Annotated in this window: 18 protein-coding genes; 7 read left to right on the forward strand and 11 right to left on the reverse strand. The window is 65.7% G+C overall.

What is annotated here, in order from left to right; genetic code table 11:
• Nucleotides 1-17: 17 nt before the first annotated feature.
• From znuB to pilG, 11 genes are all read right to left on the reverse strand, one after another.
• Nucleotides 18-830, reverse strand: coding sequence for a zinc ABC transporter permease subunit ZnuB (gene znuB / locus BTO32_RS16830; protein WP_076725825.1), 813 nt, complete (start codon nucleotides 828-830; stop codon nucleotides 18-20).
• Nucleotides 817-1,605: a zinc ABC transporter ATP-binding protein ZnuC gene (gene znuC / locus BTO32_RS16835; protein ID WP_076725826.1), complete on the reverse strand. Its 789-nt coding sequence runs from the start codon at nucleotides 1,603-1,605 to the stop codon at nucleotides 817-819. The genes znuB and znuC overlap by 14 nt, the downstream gene beginning before the upstream one ends.
• Entirely contained in the window at nucleotides 1,598-2,089 is a 492-nt protein-coding gene (locus tag BTO32_RS16840; RefSeq protein ID WP_076725827.1) for a Fur family transcriptional regulator, read from the reverse strand. The genes znuC and BTO32_RS16840 overlap by 8 nt, the downstream gene beginning before the upstream one ends.
• A 77-nt stretch (nucleotides 2,090-2,166) precedes the next feature.
• Nucleotides 2,167-2,628, reverse strand: a complete 462-nt coding sequence (locus BTO32_RS16845) for a chemotaxis protein CheW (protein ID WP_076725828.1) — start codon at nucleotides 2,626-2,628, stop codon at nucleotides 2,167-2,169.
• 11 nt (nucleotides 2,629-2,639) lie between these two features.
• Nucleotides 2,640-3,692 (reverse strand): chemotaxis protein CheB, encoded by a 1,053-nt coding sequence (locus BTO32_RS16850; RefSeq protein WP_076725829.1) that lies wholly within the window; start codon nucleotides 3,690-3,692, stop codon nucleotides 2,640-2,642.
• A complete protein-coding gene (locus tag BTO32_RS16855) occupies nucleotides 3,692-11,032 on the reverse strand; it encodes an Hpt domain-containing protein (RefSeq protein WP_076725830.1) in 7,341 nt (2,446 codons plus the stop codon). The genes BTO32_RS16850 and BTO32_RS16855 overlap by 1 nt, the downstream gene beginning before the upstream one ends.
• A gap of 11 nt (nucleotides 11,033-11,043) precedes the next feature.
• On the reverse strand, nucleotides 11,044-11,943 hold the full coding sequence (locus BTO32_RS16860; protein ID WP_076725831.1) for a CheR family methyltransferase: 900 nt from the start codon (nucleotides 11,941-11,943) through the stop codon (nucleotides 11,044-11,046).
• Nucleotides 11,944-11,973: 30 nt separating this feature from the next.
• Nucleotides 11,974-14,049, reverse strand: a complete 2,076-nt coding sequence (locus BTO32_RS16865; protein ID WP_076725832.1) for a methyl-accepting chemotaxis protein — start codon at nucleotides 14,047-14,049, stop codon at nucleotides 11,974-11,976.
• Nucleotides 14,050-14,138: 89 nt separating this feature from the next.
• On the reverse strand, nucleotides 14,139-14,684 hold the full coding sequence (locus BTO32_RS16870; RefSeq protein ID WP_076725833.1) for a chemotaxis protein CheW: 546 nt from the start codon (nucleotides 14,682-14,684) through the stop codon (nucleotides 14,139-14,141).
• Nucleotides 14,685-14,704: 20 nt separating this feature from the next.
• A complete protein-coding gene (gene pilH, locus BTO32_RS16875; protein WP_076725834.1) occupies nucleotides 14,705-15,067 on the reverse strand; it encodes a twitching motility response regulator PilH in 363 nt (120 codons plus the stop codon).
• Between the two features lie 32 nt (nucleotides 15,068-15,099).
• On the reverse strand, nucleotides 15,100-15,492 hold the full coding sequence (gene pilG, locus BTO32_RS16880) for a twitching motility response regulator PilG (RefSeq protein ID WP_076725835.1): 393 nt from the start codon (nucleotides 15,490-15,492) through the stop codon (nucleotides 15,100-15,102).
• Nucleotides 15,493-15,788: 296 nt separating this feature from the next.
• Between pilG and gshB the strand changes: the two genes are divergently transcribed.
• The 7 genes from gshB to BTO32_RS16915 are packed head-to-tail and all read left to right on the forward strand — an operon-like array spanning nucleotide 15,789 to nucleotide 21,528.
• Nucleotides 15,789-16,739 carry a glutathione synthase gene (gshB, locus tag BTO32_RS16885; RefSeq protein ID WP_076725836.1) on the forward strand — a complete coding sequence of 317 codons (951 nt, stop codon included), beginning with the start codon at nucleotides 15,789-15,791 and terminating at the stop codon, nucleotides 16,737-16,739.
• 40 nt (nucleotides 16,740-16,779) lie between these two features.
• Entirely contained in the window at nucleotides 16,780-17,640 is an 861-nt protein-coding gene (locus BTO32_RS16890) for an energy transducer TonB (RefSeq protein ID WP_076725837.1), read from the forward strand.
• Entirely contained in the window at nucleotides 17,637-18,203 is a 567-nt protein-coding gene (locus BTO32_RS16895) for a YqgE/AlgH family protein (RefSeq protein ID WP_076725838.1), read from the forward strand. The genes BTO32_RS16890 and BTO32_RS16895 overlap by 4 nt, the downstream gene beginning before the upstream one ends.
• The gene (gene ruvX, locus BTO32_RS16900) at nucleotides 18,196-18,639 is read left to right on the forward strand and encodes a Holliday junction resolvase RuvX (protein WP_076725839.1); all 444 of its coding nucleotides are present in this window, start codon (nucleotides 18,196-18,198) and stop codon (nucleotides 18,637-18,639) included. Before BTO32_RS16895 ends, ruvX begins: the two co-directional genes overlap by 8 nt.
• Nucleotides 18,640-18,666: 27 nt before the next feature.
• Nucleotides 18,667-19,176 (forward strand): bifunctional pyr operon transcriptional regulator/uracil phosphoribosyltransferase PyrR, encoded by a 510-nt coding sequence (gene pyrR / locus BTO32_RS16905; protein WP_076725840.1) that lies wholly within the window; start codon nucleotides 18,667-18,669, stop codon nucleotides 19,174-19,176.
• Nucleotides 19,177-19,204: 28 nt separating this feature from the next.
• Nucleotides 19,205-20,218: an aspartate carbamoyltransferase catalytic subunit gene (locus BTO32_RS16910; RefSeq protein WP_076725841.1), complete on the forward strand. Its 1,014-nt coding sequence runs from the start codon at nucleotides 19,205-19,207 to the stop codon at nucleotides 20,216-20,218.
• Nucleotides 20,215-21,528, forward strand: a complete 1,314-nt coding sequence (locus BTO32_RS16915) for a dihydroorotase (RefSeq protein ID WP_076725842.1) — start codon at nucleotides 20,215-20,217, stop codon at nucleotides 21,526-21,528. Before BTO32_RS16910 ends, BTO32_RS16915 begins: the two co-directional genes overlap by 4 nt.
• Nucleotides 21,529-21,661: the final 133 nt, after the last annotated feature.

Consider the following 21,661-nt stretch of genomic DNA (forward strand, 5'->3'; position numbering starts at 1 on the left):
GGCGGGATGGAAAGGCGTCAGGCGGTGGCCTTGACGGTGGCCGCGTAGGTCAGCAGGAAGGTGGCGAAGGCGGTAACCACCACGGAGGGACCGGCGGGGGTGTCCAGGTACCAGGACAGCGCCAGGCCGCCGGCCACCGCCAGGCAGCCAAAGATCATCGCCAGGCCGACCATGTGCTCCGGGGTGCGGGCCAGGCGCCGGGCGGTGGCGGCCGGAATGATCAGCAGTGCCGTGATCAGCAGCACGCCCACGATTTTCATCGCCACCGCGATGACCAGCGAAAACATCACCATCAGGATCAGCCGCAACCGTTCCACCGGCACCCCTTCGACCCGGGCCAGTTCCTCGTGGATGGTACTCATCAGCAGGCCGCGCCAGAGCCGGACCAGCAGCGCCAGCACCAGCACCGCGCCGCCATAAATCCACAGCAGGTCGTCCCGCGACATCGCCAGCAGGTCGCCGAACAGCAGACCGGTGAGGTCGAGCCGGACCTCCGGCATGAAGCTGAGGGTCACCAGACCGATGGCCAGGGCACTGTGGGCCAGGATGCCGAGCAGGGTGTCGGTGGCCAGGGTCCGGGTGCGGGACAGCAGCACCAACAGCAGGGCGATGCAGACGCAGGTCAGGATAACCGCCAGGTTCAGCGGCAGGCTGATCAGGAAGCTCAGGGCAATGCCCAGCAGCGCGGAATGGGCCAGGGTGTCGCCAAAGTACGCCAGCCGGCGCCAGACCACGAAGCAGCCCAGGGGACCGGCCACCAGGGCGACCCCCACGCCGCCCAGCAGGGCGCGCCAGAAAAAATCGTTCAACAGACTGTCAATGAGGCTCATGGGAACAGCGGTGCCCGTGGCTATCGGAGGTTTCCGGGATCGTGGGAATGACATCGCCGTGCAGATTGTGGCGATGGTTGTGATGGTGGTGATAGACCGCCACCGACTCCGCCACCGAGCGCCCGAAGGTCTCGATGAAGGCGGGGTCGTGGGAAATGTCCGCCGGGTAGCCGCTGCAGCAGACATGCTGATTCAGGCAAATGACCTTGTCGGTGGCCGCCATCACCAGATGCAGGTCATGGGAAATCATGATCACGCCGCAGTTCAGCTGATCCCGCAGTTCCCGGATCAGGTGGTAAAGGGCCGCCTGGCCGTTGATGTCGACCCCCTGGGCGGGCTCATCCAGCACCAGCAGGTCCGGGCGCCGGGCCAGGGCCCGTGCCAACAGCAGGCGCTGCTTCTCGCCGCCGGACAGGTGATGGATGGAGGCGTCGGCCAGGTGGCCAATGCCGGTCCGCGCCAGCGCCTGGGCGCATTCCTCGGCGGGACGGCCGCTGAGTGCCATGAAGCGCCGGACGCTCAGGGGCAGGGTCGCCTCCATGTGCAGGTTCTGGGGTACGTAACCGATCACCAGGCCGGGCTGGCGCGTGACCGTGCCGGCGGTGGGCGGCTGCAGGCCCAGCAGCGCCTTGATCAGGGTGGTCTTGCCGGCACCGTTCGGGCCGATGATGGTGAGGATATCGCCGCGACGGATGCTGAGGGTGACCCGATCCACCGCGGTGCGGCCATCGAAGCGAACGGTCACGGCGTCCAGCGTGACCAGGGGCTCAGTCATCGGCCGGCTCCGCCTGGCAGCGGGGGCACACGCCGGAGATTTCCAGTGTCACCTCGTCGGTTCGGAACGACTCGCGGTCGGCGGCGGCCCGGACCGCCTCGGACACCGCCGGTGCGGACAACTCCAGTACGTTGCCGCACTGGTGGCAGATCAGGAACATGCCGGTGTGCGGCTTGCCCGGGTGGGCGCAGCCGACAAAGGCGTTCAGCGAGGCAATGCGGTGGACCAGACCGTGCTGTTGGAGAAAGTCCAGGGCCCGATACACCGTGGGCGGCGCCGCGTTCTGGCCTTCAGCCGCCAGCTGGGCGAGCACGTCGTAGGCCCCCAGAGGGCGGTGGGATTGCCAGATCAGCTCCAGCACCCGCTGCCGGGTCGGTGTCAGCCGGGCGTTGTGTTGCTGGCAAATGTGCCGGGCGTCATCCAGGGCCTGATTGACGCAGGCCTGGTGGTTATGGGGCCGATAGGGCAGGGCTCGGGTTACCATGGTGTCCGGGAATCCTGAAAAATTTGAAATACTATAACATTTTCAGGCCGGCCCGCCAGAGCCCGGGCTTCCTGCCGTCAGCGGCGCGCCTGCCGGGCCAGTCCCTCCAGATATTCCAGGTTTGGAATCCAGGCGGGTTCGTCCTGGACCGCTACCGGCATCAGGTCGGCGGGGCCGTTTTCATCCTCCCGCTGGCGGATGTCCGCTTCCGTGAGACGGGCCTGGCTGGGTATCCCCTGGGTCACCAGGGCCATGAACGGCATGTCGTGATGGTGTTCACCGATGGTGTTGAGCACCACCACCCGGCCCCGATTATCGCCGGGCACGGCAAGGTGGCCGCCGTTGGCGGCGTCGTAGGAAATCACCGGCAGGTCGAGGCCGCGCCAGTTGAGGTATCCCACCAGCCAGTCCGGCGTGCTGGCGCCGGCATCCTCGCCGGCGAAATCGACCACCTCGGCGATGGAAACGTTGGGCAGAAGCAGCTGCCGTCCACTCACGGGAATCATGACGCAGGAGAGGGTTTGGCTGTTATCGGGCATTGCTTGTGTCCTCAGGCGGAATCACGTTTCTGCCGGCTTTTCAGCAGGCAGGACTCTTCGATGGTTTTGACCAGTTCCCGGGCCAGCTCCTCGGGGGTGCCGCAAAAGCTGACGCAGCCGGTGGCGGCCACGGATTCGGGCATGGAACTGTTGCCGCAACTGCGGCTCTCCTGCACCCAGATCCGGCTGCCGTAGGCCTTCAGCATGGGCGCGGCGATGGCGCCGTCATTGCCCATGCCGGAAAAGAGGATGGCGTGACAGCGGTTGCCGAAGTGGTCGGCGGCATTCAGCAGCACCTGATCGATGGAGGGGCCATAGGGGCCGGGCCAGGGGTGATTGAGCTCGGTCAGGGCGCCGGTCTCGTCCAGTTTCCATTCTCGCTCCACCGGAATCAGGACGACATCCCCGTTTTTCAGCCGGTAGCCCTCCTCGGCGGCCCGGAGCGTGTAGTGAGAATGACGCCCCAGGACCCGGGCCAGCACTTCGGTGAAGTTGCCGTCGATATGCTGGGCGTACAGGAACGCCACTGGCAGGCCCGGGGGCAGGTGATCAAGAAAGGCCTTGACGGCGGCGGGGCCGCCCAGGGAGGCGCCCAGCACCCACACCTCCTCGGCCAGGCTGCCGGGGGTGGCAGGGACCAGCCAGCGGGGACTGGGGGGCACGCCGGCCGGCGTCGCTACCGTGTTGGCCAGTGCCTGGAGGTTGCTCTCGGACTCGAGCTCCTCGAGCGGGCCCAGCTGCTGTTCCAGTTTCCCCAGCAGCCGCCGTTCCCAGCGGAAATAGTCGGTGCTGCCGGGGCGTGGCGCCAGGTCCAGGCCAAACAGGACCGGGCCCTGCGCCTGCTCCAGCAGGTGGTCGAACAGCGCCGGATGATCCACTTCATCGGCCAGGGTCACCAGCCAGAGGTTGGCTTCCGGGAAGTCCGGGTATCCCAGCAGCCGCTCCGGATCCCCGGAAAAGCTGACGTCCAGGCCGAACTTGCCGGCGGCGGACTGAAGGCGGTGCCGTTGCAGCACCTTATCGGAGAGAATTCCGACCTTCGGCCGGCCGTTTCGGCCGGTCATCACTCGGCACCGGTCAGCCGCTTGATGGTGTCAAGCAGCTCGACTTCCTGGAACGGCTTGCCAAGGTATTCGTTCACGCCGATGGCCAGCGCCCGTTCCCGGTGCTTCTCCCCGGTCCGGGACGTGATCATGCAGATCGGTGTGTCCCGCAGGTTGTCGTCGTGACGCACGAAGCTTGCCACCTCGAAACCGTCCATCCGGGGCATCTCGATATCCAGCAGGATGATGTCCGGCTTGTGGTCCTGCAACTGGGCGACCGCGTCCAGGCCGTCTTTCGCGGTAATGACTTCCATGCCGTTGCGCTCCAGCAGACGGGAGGTCACCTTGCGTACCGTGACCGAGTCGTCCACCACCATGACCGTGGTGACGTGTTCCTGATACAGCGCTGCCTCCCGGGCTTTTTCCAGATTCGCCAGCCGCTGGCGCTCGGCCAGGATGTCGGAACGGATCATGGCCGGCAGGTCGAGGATCACCACCACGTTGCCGTCCCCGAGGATGGTGGCTCCGGACACGCCCCGCACCGAATTGAACTGGGGCCCGAGTGACTTCACCACGATTTCCCGGCTGCCCATCAGGCTGTCCACCTGCAGTGCCATGGGCTGCTCGGCACCCCGAACCAGGATCACCGGCAGCGGCAGGGCCTGGCCTTGCAGCTTCGGCTGATGGTCGCTGTTGAGCAGGCTGCCCAGATACTGCAGACGGTACTTCTGCCCGGCGTATTCGTACAGGGGCGCATCCGGCTTGTAGTACTCCTCCAGTTCATAGGTGCTGACCCGGACGATCCCCTCGATGGTATTCAGCGGAATGGCGTAGAAGTCCTCGCCGGTGGTCACCATCAGGGCCCGGTTCACCGACACCGTGAACGGCAGGCGGACCGTGAAGGTGGTGCCCCGGCCGGGGGCCGAGTCGATGTCCAGACTGCCCCCGAGCTGCTTGATCTCGCTGGCCACCACGTCCATGCCCACGCCCCGGCCGGAGATCTGGGTGACCTTCTCGGCGGTGGAGAAACCGGGTTGGAGAATGAACTGCAGGATCTCCCGTTCGCTCAGTTCCTCGTCCTCGCGCATCATGCCCAGGCGGATCGCCTTGTCACGGATGACCTCGGAGGGGATGCCCCGGCCGTCGTCCATCATGCGCAGAACCACGTCGCCGCCTTCGCGGGTCAGGGAAAGAACAACCTCCCCGGTTTCCGGTTTTCCGGCCTGGCGCCGGTCGGCGGGCGCCTCGATGCCATGGTCCAGGGCGTTGCGCAGCATGTGCTCAAGCGGCGCGATCATCCGCTCCAGGATGTTGCGGTCCATTTCGCCCTCGGCGTTGCGGACATCGAAGTCCACTTTCTTGCCGAGTTCGGTACTGATCTGGCGCACGATCCGGCGCAGTCGGGGAACCATCGAGGCAAACGGAATCATTCGGGTCTTCATCAGACCCTCCTGGAGCTCCGTGTTGATGCGGGACTGCTGCACCAGCAACGTCTCTGCGTCCCGCACCCGTTCCGCCAAGGTTTCCCTCAGGTCGGCCAGGTCCGAGGTGGACTCGGTCAGGGCCCGGGACAGCTGCTGGATGGAGGAGTAGCGGTCCATCTCCAGCGGGTCGAATTCGTCGCCGTAGTTGGGGCCGTGCTCCTGTTCGGCCCGAAACAGGATCTGGGCCTCGGTCTCGATCTCCATGCGGCGCAGTTGCTCCCGCAGACGCTCGATGGTGGCGGCCATTTCCTCAAGGGTATGGCTGAAGTCGCTGGTCTGCTGTTCCAGGCGACCACGGGTGATACTGGTTTCGCCCGCGAGGTTGACCAGCTCGTCCAGCAGGGGTGCGGATACCCGGATGGTTTCCTGTGAACGCTGGGGTTCCGGCGCCCGTTTGCGCGACTCGTTCCGGACCGGCGCGGGCCTGGGGGCCGGGGGCGGTGTTTCGGCCGCCGGGGCGGTGGTCGGGGTCGGTGCCGACGGAGCGGCGGGTGCGCCGCCCTGATAGCGCTCGCGAACCTCGGCCAGCAGGCTCATGATGGCGTCGTGATCCTGGGTGATGGCCTGCCACTGGCTCTCGTCGGGGGCGTTGCCGCCGAGGTCGATGAGGCGGGTTTCGAAGGCATGGGCCTGATCCCCCAGCGCCGTCAGCTGCGCCAGGCGTGCGCCCCCCTTCAGGGTGTGCAGCGCCCGCTGGGCTTCCTGGTTGAAATGGTAGTTCGTCGGCTCCTTGCGCCAGTCGTCCAGCAGCTGCTCCAGCTGGTCCATGATCTCGCCGGCTTCCTCCAGAAAGATTTCCAGCACTTCCGGATCCACGCTGTCCTCGGCTGGCGCTGGCTCGGTCGGGCCGGCGGCCGGGGCCGCCGGCGTCGCCGGTTCCCCGTCGGTGGCTTCCGAGACCGCCTGGGACAGCGCCTGGAGCAACGCCGGTTCCGGCTCCGGCCGCTGGCCCTCCTCCAGGGCCGCGAGCATGGCCCTGAGACGGGCACTGGCGCGGTCGCTCAGCGCCAGCAGGGTCTGCGGCGGGAGGTTACTGATGATCAGGGTCTCGAGGGCGTTATGCCAGGCTTCCGCCAGGTCCGCGACCGGGTCCACGTCGGCCAGCCGGGCGCCCCCCTTGAGGGTATGCAGCTCCTGTTGCAGCTGGGCCAGGCCGGACCACTGGTCCGGGGCCTCACGCCATTGCGCCAGGTATTCGTCAATGGCCTCGTGGATTTCCAGGCCCTCGTCGAGGAACAGGCCGATCAGGTCGTCGCCGGCGCCGGCCTCCGGTGTGTCGTCAGCGCTCGAGGCTGCCTCGTGGGAGGCCCGAGGGGGGACGCCACGCAGGATGGCCTGGACCTGTTCAATCAGGTCGGTGGCCGGTGCGCAGGGTTTGTGGGTGGCCACGTGTTCCACCATGTTGGCGAGCCGGTCGTGGCAGGCGAACAACAGGTCGAGCATGTCGTCGGTGGCGGCCAGACGGCCTTGAGCGACCCGCTCAAACAGATCCTCGAGTACGTGGCTGAGATCGCCAATGGCCTCGACACCGGCCATGCGGGCACCGCCCTTAAGGGTGTGGACGTCCCGCTGCAGTGCCGCGGCGACCTCGGTGTTGGCCGGGTCCTCGCTCCAGCTGTGCAGGGCGCTGCCGGTGGCGTTGATCAGGTCGTAAGCTTCCTCCAGGAAGATGCCGACCAGCTCGGGGTCCAGGGCTGCGGGCTCGGGAGTGGCTTCCGGCTCGGGCTCCGGAGTGGTGGCCTGGACATCGGTAACCGGGCGCTGCCCGGTGGCGTTGCCCATGTAGGCATGGATTTCTGCGATCAGGTCCGGCGCAGGGCGCGGTGTTTCGCCGTTGTCCAGGGCTTCGACCATGCCCGCCAGCCGGTCGTGGCAGCGGAACAGCAGGTCGGCCAGGGAATCGGTGATGGCTAGGCGTTGGTCGGTCAGGCCCTCGAACAGGGTTTCCAGCTCATGGGATAGGTCGCCGATCGCCGGGATGTCGGCCAGGCGGGCTCCGCCCTTGAGGGTGTGCAGGTCACGCTGGAGCAGGCGCAGGAGATCCAGGTTGCCGGTCTGCTCGCTCCAGCTCTGGAGGGCCTCGGCGGTGCTGTCGACCAGGTCGCGGGCTTCTTCCAAAAAGATGTCGGCCAGTTCCTGGTCCATGGTCGGGTCGGTTTCGTCGAGCTCCGGCAGGGGCCGCGGGCCGTTGTCGGAGGCGTCGCTGTCCACCGGCGCGGCCGGCTCCAGCTCGTCCTGATCCAGGCTCAGGTCGATCGCTTCCAAATCGTCGGTGAACGCCTGTTCGAAGGCATCCGGCGCCGGTGTTTCCGGTGCCAGGGCTTCCAGGCGGGCGTTCAGGTCCGGTGCCGGCTCCGTTGCTAGGCCGGCGGCCACCTGGTCCATCATGTTGATCAGCTGCTCGTGGGCCTCGCGCACGGTGCTGAAGAAGCCCTCGTCCGGCACGTCTTGCCGGTCCGCAATATGGCGGTAGACACGGGTCAGCGCGCCTGCCAGGGCGGAAACATCGGTTAGACCGGCCTCGGCCGCACCCTGGGTAAGCTGTTCCAGCTCCTGGCGCAGCGACTGTAGCGGTCCGGTTTCCTGGGGATTCCGGGCCCACTGGTCCAGGATCTGTTCGGCGTCGAGGACGATGTCGAGGCCCTCGCCCAGAAACAGCTGGACCAGCTGCGACCGGGGCCGAACCTCGGGGGGCTCGGCCAGGGTCTCGTCGTGGCTGCGCAACAGGTTCTGGCTGACCTCGTCGAGCCGTGTCAGGAAGTCCTCGGTGCCGGCCAGCGGTGCCTGGGGCGAGTGGCGGAGTTGGGCCAAGCCCTGTCCCAGGAACTCACAGGTCTGGGCGATCAGGTCCAGTATCGTGCGGTCCGCGCGCCGGTTCTGGGCCCGGGCTTCCTTGACAAAACGCTCCAGCGGCGTGATCACGGTGGCGATGGGCTCGATGCCGGCGGTGTGGGCACTGCCTTTGAGGGTGTGCAGAGCCCGGGACAGGTCGTCGGTGTAGGCCACCGAGGGCTTGTCGTTCGCGGCGGCCAGGAAGGCACGCAAGGTCTCCAGGTGAGTTTGCGCTTCGCTCTCGAAGATCTCCAGAAGAACCGGGTCGACGCCGCGCTCATCCTGGGCATCGTCGTCGGTTTCCGGCAGGGCATCGCCGTCGGGCATGGCGCTGGCGTCGGGGATCTCCCCGTTGGCGAGGGCGTTGGCCCGTGCCTCCATGGGCGCCACATCAACCGAGGTCGGGCGGCGTTTCTCGAAGTCGTCCACCAGCCCGGGCAGCGCTGCCGTGACGTCCTGCAGCAGGCCGGCGATGTCGTCGTTCATGAAGATGCTGCCGTCGATGACCCGGTTCAGCATGTTTTCCACGGCCCAGGCCAGCTCGCCGACCACGGTGGCGCCCACCATGCGACCGCTGCCCTTGAGGGTATGGAAGGCCCGCCGAACTTCCGCCAGGGCACTGCGGTCGTCGTGCTGACGCAGCAACATCGGCAGGTATTCGTGGATGGTGTCCAGGACTTCCCCGGCTTCCTCCACGAAAATTTCCAGGATTTCGTCGTCGATCAGGTCGTCGTCCCCACCGGTGTCCTCCTGGGGCATGCTGGCCGGTTCGGGGTCGATGTGGTCGTGCTCGCCGTCGTCATGCTGAACGGCCTCGGGGACCCCGGCGGCTGGGGCCTGGCCAGTCCCGGTTTCGGCCCGGCGGGTGTCGGCCATTGCCTCGGCGCGACGGATCAGGGCTTCGACGTCGCCATCGGGGTGGCCGGCGCGGAATTCCTGGATCAGCGAGGGAATGCGCGCGTTGACGTCGTCCACCAGGGTAAACAGGTCGTCGGTGGGCTTGAGTGTCTGGTCAATGACCCGGTTCAGCAGGTTCTCGATTGCCCAGGCCAGTTCACCGATGCTGGTGGCCCCCACCAAACGGCCGCTGCCCTTGAGGGTGTGGAACGCGCGCCGCACTTCCGTGAGCGCGTCCCGGTCGTCGTGGTTCTGCTTCAGGCGTGGGTAGTGTTCGCGGATGGTGTCCAGGACTTCCTCGGCTTCCTCCACGAAAATGCCGAGGATTTCGTCGTCCAGGAGTTCCTCGTCGGACGCCTTGGCGGGCTCGACGGCGGCGGCCGGCGCCTCCGCCTCCGCCAGCGGAGGCTCTGCCTCGGGCCCGCTGGCCTGCCAGGTCGGCTCGGCACCGACCGGGAAGCCCAGAGTGGCGAGGCTGTCCTCGGCGATACGCAGCACCGCCTCGTTGTCGTCGATGCCCTCGGCCAGGCGTTCCAGGTAGTACTCGATGCTGGTCACCGCGTCGGCCAGGGTATCCAGCTGTTTCCAGTCGGGCACCTGCCGGCCGGTCAGCAGCACGTCGGTGACGTAGCGCTCGGCGGAGGCAAGCATGCTGGCCACCCGCTCCAGGGGAATCAGGCCAAGGCCGCCGCGAATGCTGTGCAACAGGCCGGGGACATGCTCGATTTCCCGGGCATCCCACTGCGACGCGATGAAGTTGACGATTGCGGACTTCACCTGTTCCAGGGTGTTGCGGGATTCCCGGAGCAGGGCGGCATTGGCCTCGCCCAGCTCCCGGGAGCCCTCCGGCATGGTTCCGCCGTCGCCGCCGGCCCTCGGCTCGATCCGGCGATCGGCGTCGAGGCCGGCCAGGCTGGCCTCGACGTAGAGCAGGGCGCCGGCGATGTCCATCAGGGTACCGTCGTCGACCCGTTCGGTCTGGGCGATCAGTCGCTGTACCAGTTCGATCTGCTCGGTTACCACCTTGCGTGGAATGCCCAGACCCAGGACCGCCAGGGTGTTGGCCACCTGGCGCAGGCCCGGCAGCAGTTCGTCCAGTTCACGGTTCTGGCGCATCTCCGAGCGCACGAACAGGTCGAGCTGGTCCTTGAGCTTGGCCAACTCCTCGTTAAGGGCGCTGACCACGGAGTGGATGGCCTCGCGTCCAGGCCCGGACACCCGGCTGCGGGCGCTGTCGACGTCGTGTTCGGAGGGCAGCGCCAGATCCAGCCGATAGTCGCTGCGCAGGGCGTTGACCTGGGGGGTATCGAGGTCACGGGCGCGGGCTACGTAGTACAGCAGGTGCTTGAGCAGGGTTTCCGGGACCGGCTGCTGCAGGATGCGGTCGGGCTCTTCGGTCAGGCGCCGGATTTCGAGGTCCAGTTGCCGCAGCAAGGACTTGACCGCGGCGTTGACCGGGTTGACCTTGGCCTGGAGGGTTTCGACGAAGGCGCCGGCGGCTTTCCAGAGCTCGCCCTGGGGGGTTTTCTGGCACAGCCGGATCAGGCGCTGGAGGACCTTCTGCAGGTAGTCGAACTGTGCGTCCAGGTTTTCCTCGCGCACCACCCCGGCCAGTGCGAACTGGTACATCTGGCGCAGCTTGCGCACGTGGCCCTGAACGTTTGGGTCCCGCAGCCGCTGCCCGGCCCTGGGGTTGCCCGATGGTTGCCGGGCCCGGCTCAGGTCCGGTTTGAACAACGAGGTGTCGGACAACAGCGACTCGCCCCGGGCGGCCCGGAGGTCGTTCAGCAAGGGCAGCAGCACCATGGGGAAGTCGTCCCGGCTGCTGGCCAGGTGTTCCAGGTAATGGGGCAGCTGCAGGATGGCCTGCATCAGTACGTCCACGGCGTCATCGACGTTGCTGACCTGGTCGTTCAGGATTGCCTGGGTGAGCTTTTCCATTTCCTCGGTGAGCAGGGCCGCACCGTACAGCTCCACCATTTGCAGGGTGCCGTGCACCTGGTGGAGGTAGTTCAGGCAGAAGCGCAGGCGCGCGGTGTCGTCTCGGTTTTCGACATACGCTTCCAGTGCATGCTGGCCTTGGGTCAGCGTGTCCTGTATTTCCCCCCGAACCCAGTCGAGGGCGATGCTGTCATGGTGATTGCCCATAACCACTCCGGTTATTCTTCGTCGGCCTGGCGCTTGATCCACGCCAGGACATGTTCCGAGGGGACCCGTTGCAGGCCGGGTGGCTGCCAGTCGGTCAGCTCACCCTGGCCCAGCACCAGCAGTCCCCCGGGCGCCAGCCGTTCTGCAAGCCGTTTCACGATTTCCCGCCGGCGCCAGCGGCGGAAATAGATCAGCAGGTTCTGGCAAAAGATGATGTTCATGCCGTGCATGGGGGCCGTGTCCAGATCCAGTACGTTGAGTCTGGCAAAGCACACCCGCTCCCGGAGGCTGTCGACCACCTCCACGGTGTTGCGCTCGGCGGGACGGAAATAGCGCTGTTTCAGCGTTTCCTCCACGCCCTGCAACTTGCGGGCGTTGAACTGCCCGCGCCGGGCCTTTTCGATGGCCGGCTGGCTGATATCGGAGCCGGTTACCCCGAACAGCGGCTTGAGCGCCAGTTGGTTCATGCACTCGTTCAGTACCATCGCCAGTGTGTAAGGCTCCTCGCCGGTCGAGCAGCCCACGCTCCAGGCTTCCAGCGGGCGCCGGCGCAGCTGCTCACGCGGCCGCGTCAGGACATAGTCGGAAACCAGGCGAAAGGCGTCGGGGTCCCGGAAAAAGCGGGTTTCCTGAACGGTCAGCCGGTCGACCAGCGTGGCCCACTCCACGATCGCATCCGGTCCGGACACGATTTTCTCGTAGTAAGCCTGGTAGCTGGGACAGCCGATTTCCCGCATCCGGATCCCCAGGTTGGTCTCCAGAAACGAGCGGCGCTCGGGCGACAGGGTGATGCCGGTCCGATGTTCCAGCAGGGCCTGCCACTGGCTGAACTGTGCCTCGTCCATGTCGGGCGTCCGGCGCAGCGACCAGAGGCCGTCAGCCGGTGACAGGTTGTTATGCATGGGCGCCATAAGCCGTCAACAACCAGAGACCGGGTGCCGTCAACTCACCACCGGAACGTCGGTATCTTCCTTCAGCTCCTGGTCGGTCTCGTCCTCGTCCGGCAGGGTGAAGCCAGCCACGGAAGCCCGCAGTTCGGCGGCCATTTCTGCCAGGTTGCCGATGGACTTGGCGGTGGCGTTGGTACCGGCGGACGTCTGCGAGGTGATTTCCTGGATGACGTTCATGGTGTTGGAAATGTGCGCCGCGGAGGACGACTGCTGACGCGCCGCGTTGGAGATGTTCTGGATCAGTTCCGCCAGACTCATGGATACGTTCTCGATTTCCTCGAGCGCGATACCCGCGTCCTGGGCCAGGCGGGCTCCCCGGACCACCTCGGCGGTGGTGTGTTCCATGGAGATAACCGCCTCGTTGGTGTCGGACTGGATGGTCTTAACCAGAGCCTCGATCTGCTTGGTGGCGGCGGAGGAGCGTTCCGCCAGCCGTTGCACTTCGTCCGCGACCACCGCGAAGCCCCGGCCGGCGTCACCGGCCATGGACGCCTGGATCGCGGCGTTCAGGGACAGGATGTTGGTCTGGTCGGCGATGTCGTTGATCAGCGATACGATGTCGCCGATTTCCTGAGAGGATTCACCCAGCCGCTTGATCCGCTTGGACGTTTCCTGGATCTGCTCACGGATGTTGTCCATGCCGCGGATGGTGTTCTGCACCACCTCCGCACCTTTCTTCGCGATCGCAACCGACCGCTCCGCCACCGCGGACGATTCGGCGGCGTTGGAGGATACCTGGTCGATGGAAACCGCCATTTCGTTCACCGCCGCGGAGGCGCCGGCGATTTCCTGGGCTTGGTGCTCGGAGGCATCGGCCAGGTGCATGGCGGTGGCCTGGGTTTCCTGGGCTGCCGAGGCTACCCGCACCGCGGTGTTCCGGATGGCCTGTACCAGGCCGCGCATCTGGTCGATCGCGTAGTTGATGGAGTCGGCGATGGCGCCGGTGAAGTCCTCGGTAACCGTGGCTTCGGTGGTGAGGTCACCGTCGGCCAAGTCGGCCAATTCGTCCAGCAGTCGCAGGATCGCGTTCTGGTTCTGTTCGTTCTGGGCCTGGGTGGCGGCGAGGCGTGCCTGGGCTTCACGGTACAGGGCCAGGCCGATGATCACGACGATGGCGACCATGGCCGCGAGGATCACGAAGGCCAGGGTCGGGCTGACCAGCCGGGAGGAGGACTGGTTGCGGAAGCTTTCCGCCAGATCGGACAGCTCGGACAGCAGGATTTCGGAGTTCTGGAAGATCTCGCTGGCGGCGGTGCGTACCTTGAAGAGGTCCGGGGAGGCTTCCAGGATGGCGTCCACGTTCTGGGACACGAATTCGAACAGCTCATCCACAGCTTCCAGGCCGTAGATGGCGTCCTCGTCGGTCACCTTGGTGATGCCCATGGCATCGTTACCGTTCAGCTGGCCGTCCAGTACCCGGCCGAACAGGCTGGCGTCACGGCCGAAGCGGTCGGCGGCGATGACCGCGTCCTCATCACCCGACAGTACGTTGTTGACGGAGCGGACGATACGCTCGGCCAGCAGGGCCTGGCGCTGGGCCAGGGCCACCTGCTCGGCCGGAGCGTCGTTGTCCAGCAGAATCTGGACGATGTCGTCGTATTCTACCTGAAGCTGCGGGATGGTCTCGTTCAGGGTCCGGGCCACCTCATGCAGGCCCAGGACCGCGTCCCGGGTCGACAGGATGCTGTCGGCATTGGCCCGGACGGTGTCCCAGTTCTGCTGAACCCCGCTCTGCTTGGCCATGTCGCTGGCCGGCAGCCCGGTTTCCGGGTTGCCTTCGGTTACGTAGGACCAGAGCTGCTGGAATTCGTCACGGGAGCGACGCAGCTGGTCGAAGGCTTCCGCGGTGCCTCCGGCCGCTTCTGTCGCGTTCTTCGCGATGGCCTGCGAGAGTACCCGCAGTTCCGCGGTGTGGGCGATGTATCGCTGGTCGTTCTGGCTGTCCCGGTTGATGATGAACAGCACGACAACGAGCAGGACGGTAAGTGCGATCAGCGCCGCGATCAGGCCGGCAACCAGCTTGTTGCCTCCCTGTCCCCTACTGAATCTTCCGGCTCTGTTTTTCATTTTCTGGCTCCCGGCCTCTCCAAGGTTTTGGCAAGTCTGTCGAATGGCTTCGGACGGTCAGGGCGATGCACCTGCCAAAGTCGTCACCCTCACCACTGTGCGACGTCCAGAAAGCGCTCGTCGGTCACCAAGTCGGCGGCCGAGAACACGTTCCAGACTTCTTCGTTGCGTTCGTATCCGCCGGTCACGAACGGACGAACGGTATCGGGCACGCCGTCGGGCGTTTCCCGGAAACTGTCGGCGGCGAAATACTGCATGCCGAGCACGCTGTCGACCACCAGGCCGCTGAATATCTCGCCCTGCTCAACAACAAGAACCCGCCGTTCCCGCTGGCTGCGGGAAGAGCGGGGGATCTCGAAAAAACTGGCCAGGTCGACCAGGGGAAGCAGGCGGCCGCGGACGTTGGCGGCACCCAGCAGGAACGACCGGACGCCCGGAACCCGGGTGAACCTGGGCACATGGAGAATTTCCGTCACCTCGCCCATGGGCGCGACATAGCGCTGTCCCGAGAGCACGAAGCCAATGCCGTTCCAGAGTTCGACGACTTCCTGTTGTTCCGGCAGGCCGGCGGCCATGGACCGGCTGCGCTGGGCGATATCCGTCAGAACGGCGAAGGGGGCGGCCTGGGCGGACATGCTTACTCCATGGTTGGGGGTCAAGCGATCAGGCTGTTGATGGTCTTGATCAGGTCATCCTCGTCGACCGGCTTGACCAGGTAACCCTTGGCGCCCTGGCGAGTGCCCCAGACGCGATCGGTTTCCTGGTCCTTGGTGGTCACGATCACCACCGGAATGGACGCGGTTTCCGGGGCCCGGGTCAGTTGCCGGGTGGCCTGGAAGCCATTGAGACCGGGCATGACCACATCCATCAGCACCAGGTCCGGGGTTTCCGCCCGGGCCTTGGCCACGCCGTCGGCGCCGTTGTCGGCGGTCAGGACCTCGTGCTGGTGCTTTTCCAGAATGCTGGAGATTTTCTTCACCTCGGTGGGGGAGTCGTCAACAATCAGAATGCGGGCCATGGTTTCCTCGATGTTTCTAGCTGTCTGCAGGGTTACTTTTCCGCTTGAGGTACGTATTGGCGGATGGTATTGAGCAGTTCGTCCTTGCTGAACGGTTTCGTCAGGTACTGGTCGGAGCCGACGATGCGCCCCTTGGCCTTGTCGAACAGACCGTCCTTGCTGGAAAGCATGATAACCGGCGTTTTCTTGAAAGAGGAGTTGTTCTTGATCAGCGCGCAGGTCTGGTACCCGTCCAGGCGGGGCATCATGATGTCAACAAAGATGATGTCCGGTTGGGAGTCGGCGATCTTGGCCAGAGCGTCAAAGCCGTCGGTCGCGGTGATGACCTCACAGCCGACCTTCTTGAGGAGGGTTTCCGCGGTGCGACGGATGGTCTTGCTATCGTCGATCACCATGATCTTCAAGTTCTCGAAGTTGTCATCCATTGTCCAACTGCCTTGCGCTCAGCGACTGTCTTTGTTTGCAAGCGAGGGTTTTTAGCACAAACCTTAAGGTTCTTCTATAAACCCCGCTCAGTTATAGATTATGAACGGCGATATAAAAAGTGTTTGTTTGTGACCAAATGTACTTCTGCCCGCGTGGTCACGGCGTGATCGAAAGAGATCTCCGGATGCATTCCGGACTCGGGTACAATACCATCAGCTCATTCAGCATAGCATTGATGTCCGGTTTTCTCTGTTGACCGGTTCGTGTTTTTTCTTCCAGGTACCGACGAGGCGCTATGACTATCCGACTCGGGATCGTGATGGATCCCATTGCCGACATCCACTTCAAGAAAGACAGTTCCCTGGCCATGCTGCTGGCCGCCCAGAAGCGGGGCTGGTCACTGGAATACATGGAACTGCCGGACCTGTACCTGGAGGGGGGGCGGGCCATGGCCCACACCCGGGACCTGACGGTGCATCTGGATCCGGAAAACTGGTACAGCTTCGGTGGCAGCCAGGACCGGGCCCTGGGCGACCTGGACGTCATCCTGATGCGCAAGGACCCACCGGTGGACCGCGAGTTCCTGATGGCTACCTACATTCTGGAGGCGGCCGAACGGCAGGGCGCGTTGGTGGTCAATCCGGCCGCTGCACTGCGCGACTGCAATGAAAAGCTGTTCGCCACCCAGTTCGAGGACCTGACCCCGCCGCTGCTGGTGAGCCGCTCGGCCCGGCGCTTCCGGGAATTCCACGCCCGTCACGGTGACATCATCATGAAGCCGGTGGACGGCATGGGCGGCCACTCGATTTTCCGGGTGCGGGAGAACGACGCCAACCTGGGGGTCATCATCGAAACCCTGACCCAGTACGGTGCCCACCAGGCGATGGCGCAGAAGTTCATTCCCGAAATCCGCGACGGCGACAAGCGCATCCTGCTGATCGATGGCGAGCCGGTGCCCTACGCCCTGGCCCGGATCCCTTCCCAGGGCGAGAACCGGGGCAATCTGGCCGCCGGCGGTCGTGGCGAGGGGCGGGAGCTGACCGAGCGTGACCGGGAGATCTGTGCCCGGGTGGCCCCGGTGATCCGGGAAAAGGGGCTGATGTTCGTCGGCCTCGATGTCATCGGCGACTATCTGACCGAAATCAACGTCACCAGCCCGACCTGTATCCGTGAGCTGGATGCCGCCTTCGGCATCGATATCGCCGGGCTGCTGATGGACGCCATCGAGGCGCGGCTGCGAGGCTGACGGCCGCGGCCGGGTCATCACCAACGGATCGGAAACAGGCATGTCGGTTCAGGTAAGCGATTTCGACCGGTTTTCCTTCACGCTGTTCGTGGCGCTGGCGGTGCACGCGGTGATCGTGCTCGGGATCACTTTTTCCCCGGAGTCGCCCCGCGCCTCCGCGCAGACCATGGAGATCACGCTGTCTCAGTTCGATGACGCGGAAGCGCCGGACAAGGCGGATTTCCTGGCCCAGACCAACCAGCAGGGCAGTGGCACTGAGGAAACTGTGCAGGAGATGACCACGCCACAGCCGTCCGAGCTGAGCCAGCCGGAGCCGGCCCCGGTGCAGCCGGAACCCGCGTCTCGACCGGAGCCCGTGCCCCGGCAGGAGCGGGCGGTGGTCCGCACCACCGGGCCGTCGGAGCGCACCGCCGCCGACCCCTCGCCCCGCGTCGATGATGCGCCGCTGCCGGTCCGTGAAAAAAGGAGCCTGATGGAGCGCAGCCTGGAAATCGCCAGCCTGGAGGCGCGGTTCGATGCCCAGCAGCGGGCCTATGCCCGCAAACCCCGGGTGATGCGGGTGACCGCCGCCTCCACCCTGAAGTCATCCAACGCCTGGTATGTACAGAACTGGGTGAGCAAGGTCACCCGGGTCGGCAACATCAACTACCCCACCGAGGCACGCCGGGCCGGTATCTACGGAACGCTGAGAATGCTGGTATCCCTGAGGAAAGATGGCACAATCAAGGAAGTGGCCATCCTGCAGTCGTCGGGCAGCCGTATCCTGGATGATGCCGCCATTCGGATCGTGCGGATGGCCTCGCCCTTCGCGCCGTTCCCGGAAGACATGCGCAAGGAAGTGGATGAGCTTGAAATCATACGAACCTGGTCCTTCCAGAAACGGGGGCTGACATCCGGATGACCGCGACCCATGCAAACGCCGACAGCCTGCGCCATCATTTCCTGGTGGCCTCGCCCTGGCTCGCCGACCCCCGCTTCCACGGTGGCGTCATCTACCTGTGTGACCACTCGCAGGAGGGGGCCCTCGGGCTGATGGTGAACCACCCCATGAGCCTGGCTCTGGGTGAGATTTTGTCCCAGCTGGAAATGCCGGGTGCGGACCGGGCGGAGCCGGTATACAACGGAGGTCCGGTGCAACAGGAGCGGGGCTTCGTTCTGCATGTGCCGGGCAGTTTCTGGCAGAGCACGGCACCGGTTGCCGATGACGTTTGGCTGACCACCTCCCGGGACATCCTCGAGGCCATCGGCCGGGGCGAGGGGCCGTCGTCGTTTCTGGTGGCCCTGGGCTACTCCGGCTGGGCCGCCGGTCAGCTGGAGGAGGAACTGGCCGGCAATGCCTGGCTGACCTGCCCGGCGTCAGCCGACCTGCTGTTCGGTACGCCGCCGGAAAAGAAGTACCAGGCGGTGCTGGCGCGGCTTGGCATCGACCTGAATCAACTGACGGACACGGTGGGGCATGCCTGATACGGGGCTGCGCCGGGTGATGGCGTTCGATTTCGGCCTGCGCCGGATCGGCGTGGCGGTCGGCCAGGAGCTGCTGGGAACCGGCGAGCCCCTGGCGCTCATTCCCGCCCGGGACGGCATCCCGGACTGGGCCCGGATTCAGGGCCTGCTCGACGAATGGCGACCGGACAGGGTGCTGGTGGGATTGCCCCTGAACATGGACGGCAGCGAGAATGACATGTGCGCCCGGGCGCGCAAGTTTGGCAAGCGCCTGCACGGCCGCTTCCATTGTCCGGTGACGATGGTGGATGAGCGCTTGACCAGCTTCGAGGCCAAGGGCGAGGTGATCGCCGGCGGTGGCAGCCGCGACTTCGGCCGCCATGGTGTCGATGACCGGGCGGCGGTGCTGATTCTGGAAACCTGGTTCCGGGACCCCGGGGCCGGCGTCGCACCCTGAGCCAATGACAGAGCGAGAGAGAACACCATGACCGCACAGTTGGACATTGACCGGTTGCTGGATGAAATGGAAGCCGGGGTGCGCCGCATCCTCAGCGAACGCCAGGTGCACTCGCCGGTGGTGATCGGCATTCGTACCGGCGGCGTCTGGCTGGCGGATGTCCTGAGCAAACGCCTGGATATCCGGGAACCGTTCGGTGAACTGGACATCTCCTTTTATCGCGACGACTTCAGCCGGATCGGCCTGAACCCCCGGGTGAAGCCCTCCAGCCTGCCCTTCGACACCGAAGGCCGGGATATTCTCCTGATCGATGATGTGATCATGAGTGGCCGCACCATCCGTGCCGCGATGAATGAAATCTTCGACTATGGCCGTCCAGCCAGTATCATACTGGCGACCCTGATCGACCTCGGTGCGCGGGAGCTGCCGATCCAGCCGGATGTCACCGGCAAGGTACTGGCGCTGGACGCGCATCAGCGCATCAAACTGCGCGGCCCGGACCCCCTGCGCATCGAGCTTCAGGAAACAACCTCCTAAACACCGCGCGACAGCACACAGGCGAGCCATGACCGCGAACGAACCCTCCCCGCACCACTTGCAGCTGACCCGGGACGGTCAGTTGCGGCACTTCCTGACGCTGGACGGCCTGGGCCGTGAGCTCCTGACCGACATTCTGGATACCGCCGACTCCTTTATCGAAGTGGGCGAGCGCACCATCAAGAAGGTCCCCCTGCTGCGGGGGCGCACGGTGGTCAACCTGTTCTTTGAATCCAGCACCCGCACCCGCAGCACCTTCGAGCTGGCCGCCAAGCGGTTGTCCGCCGACGTCCTGAACCTGGACATCAGCACCTCGGCCACGTCCAAAGGAGAATCCCTGTCGGACACGCTGCTCAACCTCGAGGCCATGGCCAGCGACATGTTCGTGGTCCGCCACTCCCAAAGCGGCGCGCCCCATTTCATCGCCCAAAGCGTGACGCCGGGGGTGGCCATCATCAACGCGGGCGACGGTCGCCACGCCCACCCGACCCAGGCCATGCTCGACATGCTGACCATCCGGCAGCACAAGGGGGGATTCGAGGGGTTGAAGGTGGCCATCGTCGGGGACATTCTGCACTCGCGGGTGGCGCGCTCCCAGATTCGAGCGCTCAACGAGCTGGGCGTGGCGGAGGTCCGGGTGATCGGACCGGGCACGCTGCTGCCACGGGATGTGGAGAGTCTGGGGTGCACGGTGGAATATGACATGCGTAAGGGCATGAAGGATCTGGACGTGGTGATCATGCTCCGGCTCCAGAAGGAGCGAATGGAAGGTGCTCTGCTGCCCAGCGAGCGGGAGTTCTACCGGCTTTACGGTCTGAACCGGGAAAAATTGGCCCTGGCCCACCCGGACTGCATCGTCATGCATCCGGGACCGATCAACCGGGGGGTTGAAATCGAGTCCGCGGTGGCGGACGGGCCGCAATCGGTGATTCTGAATCAGGTGACCAACGGCATCGCCGTGCGCATGGCGGTCATGTCCATGGCCATGAGCGGCCAGCTGGCGGATCGCCAGGCGAAGCAGGCGGAGGAGGGACGAGCATGAATTCGGTGTCTTCCCAGGTATCCGGGGACCTGCTGATCACTGGTGGCCGCCTGGTGGATGGCGATGGCAGCCAGCGGGACAACCCGGGGGTGCGGGTGCGGGACGGGCGGCTGGTGGCGTTGGGGGCGGATGCCCTGGCGGCCACCCGTGCCGCAACCGAACGGGTGAACGCCGACGGTTGGGTGATCGCCCCCGGCTTTATCGACCTGTGTTGCAACCTGCGCGAGCCGGGCAACGGCCAGAAGGGCAACATTGCCTCGGAGGCCCGGGCGGCGGCCCACGGAGGGTTCACCACGGTGTGCGCTTCGCCGGAAACATCTCCGGTCAACGACTCCAGCGCCGTCACCCATCTGATCCGCGATGGCGCCGCCAGCCGGTCGCCGATCCGGGTTCTGCCCGTGGGCGCCATGACCCGGGGCCTGGAAGGGGAGCTGCTCAGTGACATGGCCGGTCTGCAGAATGCCGGCTGTGTCGCGGTCGGCCACGGCGCCCGGCCCGTTCGCAATGCCCGCATTCTGCGCCGGTGCATGGCCTATGCCCAGACCTTTGGGCTGACGGTGATGCTGCATCCTGAGAACGCCGCGCTGGCGGCCGACGGCTATGCCCACGATGGTCTGGTGGCGACCCGTCTGGGCCTGCTGGGGATCCCGGAGGTGGCAGAGACGGCGGCGGTGATGGAAATGCTGCTGCTGGCCGAGGAAACCGGGGTGCACCTGCACCTGAGCCAGCTGTCCTGTGGCCGCAGTGTCGACATGGTGGCGGAGGCCAAGGCCCGCGGCGTGCGGGTGACGGCGGACGTGGCGATGCACCAGCTGGTGTTTACCGAGGCGGCGTTGGCCGGCTTCGACGGGCGCTTTCACGTGCGCCCGCCGCTGCGCGCCGAATCCGATCGTCGGGCGCTGGTGGCCGGGGTACAGTCCGGGGTCATCGACGCCATCGTCAGCCAGCACCAGCCCCACGATCCGGCCGCCAAGCAGGCTCCGCTGGCGGCTACTGAGCCCGGCCTGTCGAGCGTGGAAAGCGTTCTGTCCCTGGGGTTGGAACTGGTGCAGCGCGGGGAACTTGCACTGGGCGCGCTGATCCGGGCGCTGACCGCCGGCCCGGCCGCGGTGATCGGGCGTAGCGCCCGCCTGGCCCAAGGCGAGGTGGCCGATCTCTGCCTGTTCGACCCGGAGGCCCACTGGCGGCCGGGCGAGGCCAGCCTGGTCTCCGCCGGCCGTCACGTTCCCGTGGATGACCGGGCGCTGCCCGGGGTGGTCCGCCTGACCCTGGTCGAGGGGCGCCGGGCCTGGGACGCGTTGCCGACCTGAACATCAAAAATGCGGCAGGGGTTGTTCAACCCCTGTCGACATCATCACAGATTCCTTCCCTCTTGCCGAAAAGGCCTTGATGACCGGCACCTGTGCCAACGTATCCTAGCGCCTGACGACCTATGGTCCGACA

This window comes from Marinobacter lutaoensis (assembly GCF_001981305.1).
Classification (GTDB): Bacteria; Pseudomonadota; Gammaproteobacteria; order Pseudomonadales; family Oleiphilaceae; genus Marinobacter; species Marinobacter lutaoensis.

Bases quoted from the DNA above. Each gene is read 5' to 3' on its own strand.
- znuB (WP_076725825.1), bottom strand. From the start codon at position 830: ATGAGCCTCATTGACAGTCTGTTGAACGATTTTTTCTGGCGCGCCCTG.
- znuC (WP_076725826.1), bottom strand. From the start codon at position 1,605: ATGACTGAGCCCCTGGTCACGCTGGACGCCGTGACCGTTCGCTTCGAT.
- BTO32_RS16840 (WP_076725827.1), bottom strand. From the start codon at position 2,089: ATGGTAACCCGAGCCCTGCCCTATCGGCCCCATAACCACCAGGCCTGC.
- BTO32_RS16845 (WP_076725828.1), bottom strand. From the start codon at position 2,628: ATGCCCGATAACAGCCAAACCCTCTCCTGCGTCATGATTCCCGTGAGT.
- BTO32_RS16850 (WP_076725829.1), bottom strand. From the start codon at position 3,692: ATGACCGGCCGAAACGGCCGGCCGAAGGTCGGAATTCTCTCCGATAAG.
- BTO32_RS16855 (WP_076725830.1), bottom strand. From the start codon at position 11,032: ATGGGCAATCACCATGACAGCATCGCCCTCGACTGGGTTCGGGGGGAA.
- BTO32_RS16860 (WP_076725831.1), bottom strand. From the start codon at position 11,943: ATGGCGCCCATGCATAACAACCTGTCACCGGCTGACGGCCTCTGGTCG.
- BTO32_RS16865 (WP_076725832.1), bottom strand. From the start codon at position 14,049: ATGAAAAACAGAGCCGGAAGATTCAGTAGGGGACAGGGAGGCAACAAG.
- BTO32_RS16870 (WP_076725833.1), bottom strand. From the start codon at position 14,684: ATGTCCGCCCAGGCCGCCCCCTTCGCCGTTCTGACGGATATCGCCCAG.
- pilH (WP_076725834.1), bottom strand. From the start codon at position 15,067: ATGGCCCGCATTCTGATTGTTGACGACTCCCCCACCGAGGTGAAGAAA.
- pilG (WP_076725835.1), bottom strand. From the start codon at position 15,492: ATGGATGACAACTTCGAGAACTTGAAGATCATGGTGATCGACGATAGC.
- gshB (WP_076725836.1), top strand. From the start codon at position 15,789: ATGACTATCCGACTCGGGATCGTGATGGATCCCATTGCCGACATCCAC.
- BTO32_RS16890 (WP_076725837.1), top strand. From the start codon at position 16,780: ATGTCGGTTCAGGTAAGCGATTTCGACCGGTTTTCCTTCACGCTGTTC.
- BTO32_RS16895 (WP_076725838.1), top strand. From the start codon at position 17,637: ATGACCGCGACCCATGCAAACGCCGACAGCCTGCGCCATCATTTCCTG.
- ruvX (WP_076725839.1), top strand. From the start codon at position 18,196: ATGCCTGATACGGGGCTGCGCCGGGTGATGGCGTTCGATTTCGGCCTG.
- pyrR (WP_076725840.1), top strand. From the start codon at position 18,667: ATGACCGCACAGTTGGACATTGACCGGTTGCTGGATGAAATGGAAGCC.
- BTO32_RS16910 (WP_076725841.1), top strand. From the start codon at position 19,205: ATGACCGCGAACGAACCCTCCCCGCACCACTTGCAGCTGACCCGGGAC.
- BTO32_RS16915 (WP_076725842.1), top strand. From the start codon at position 20,215: ATGAATTCGGTGTCTTCCCAGGTATCCGGGGACCTGCTGATCACTGGT.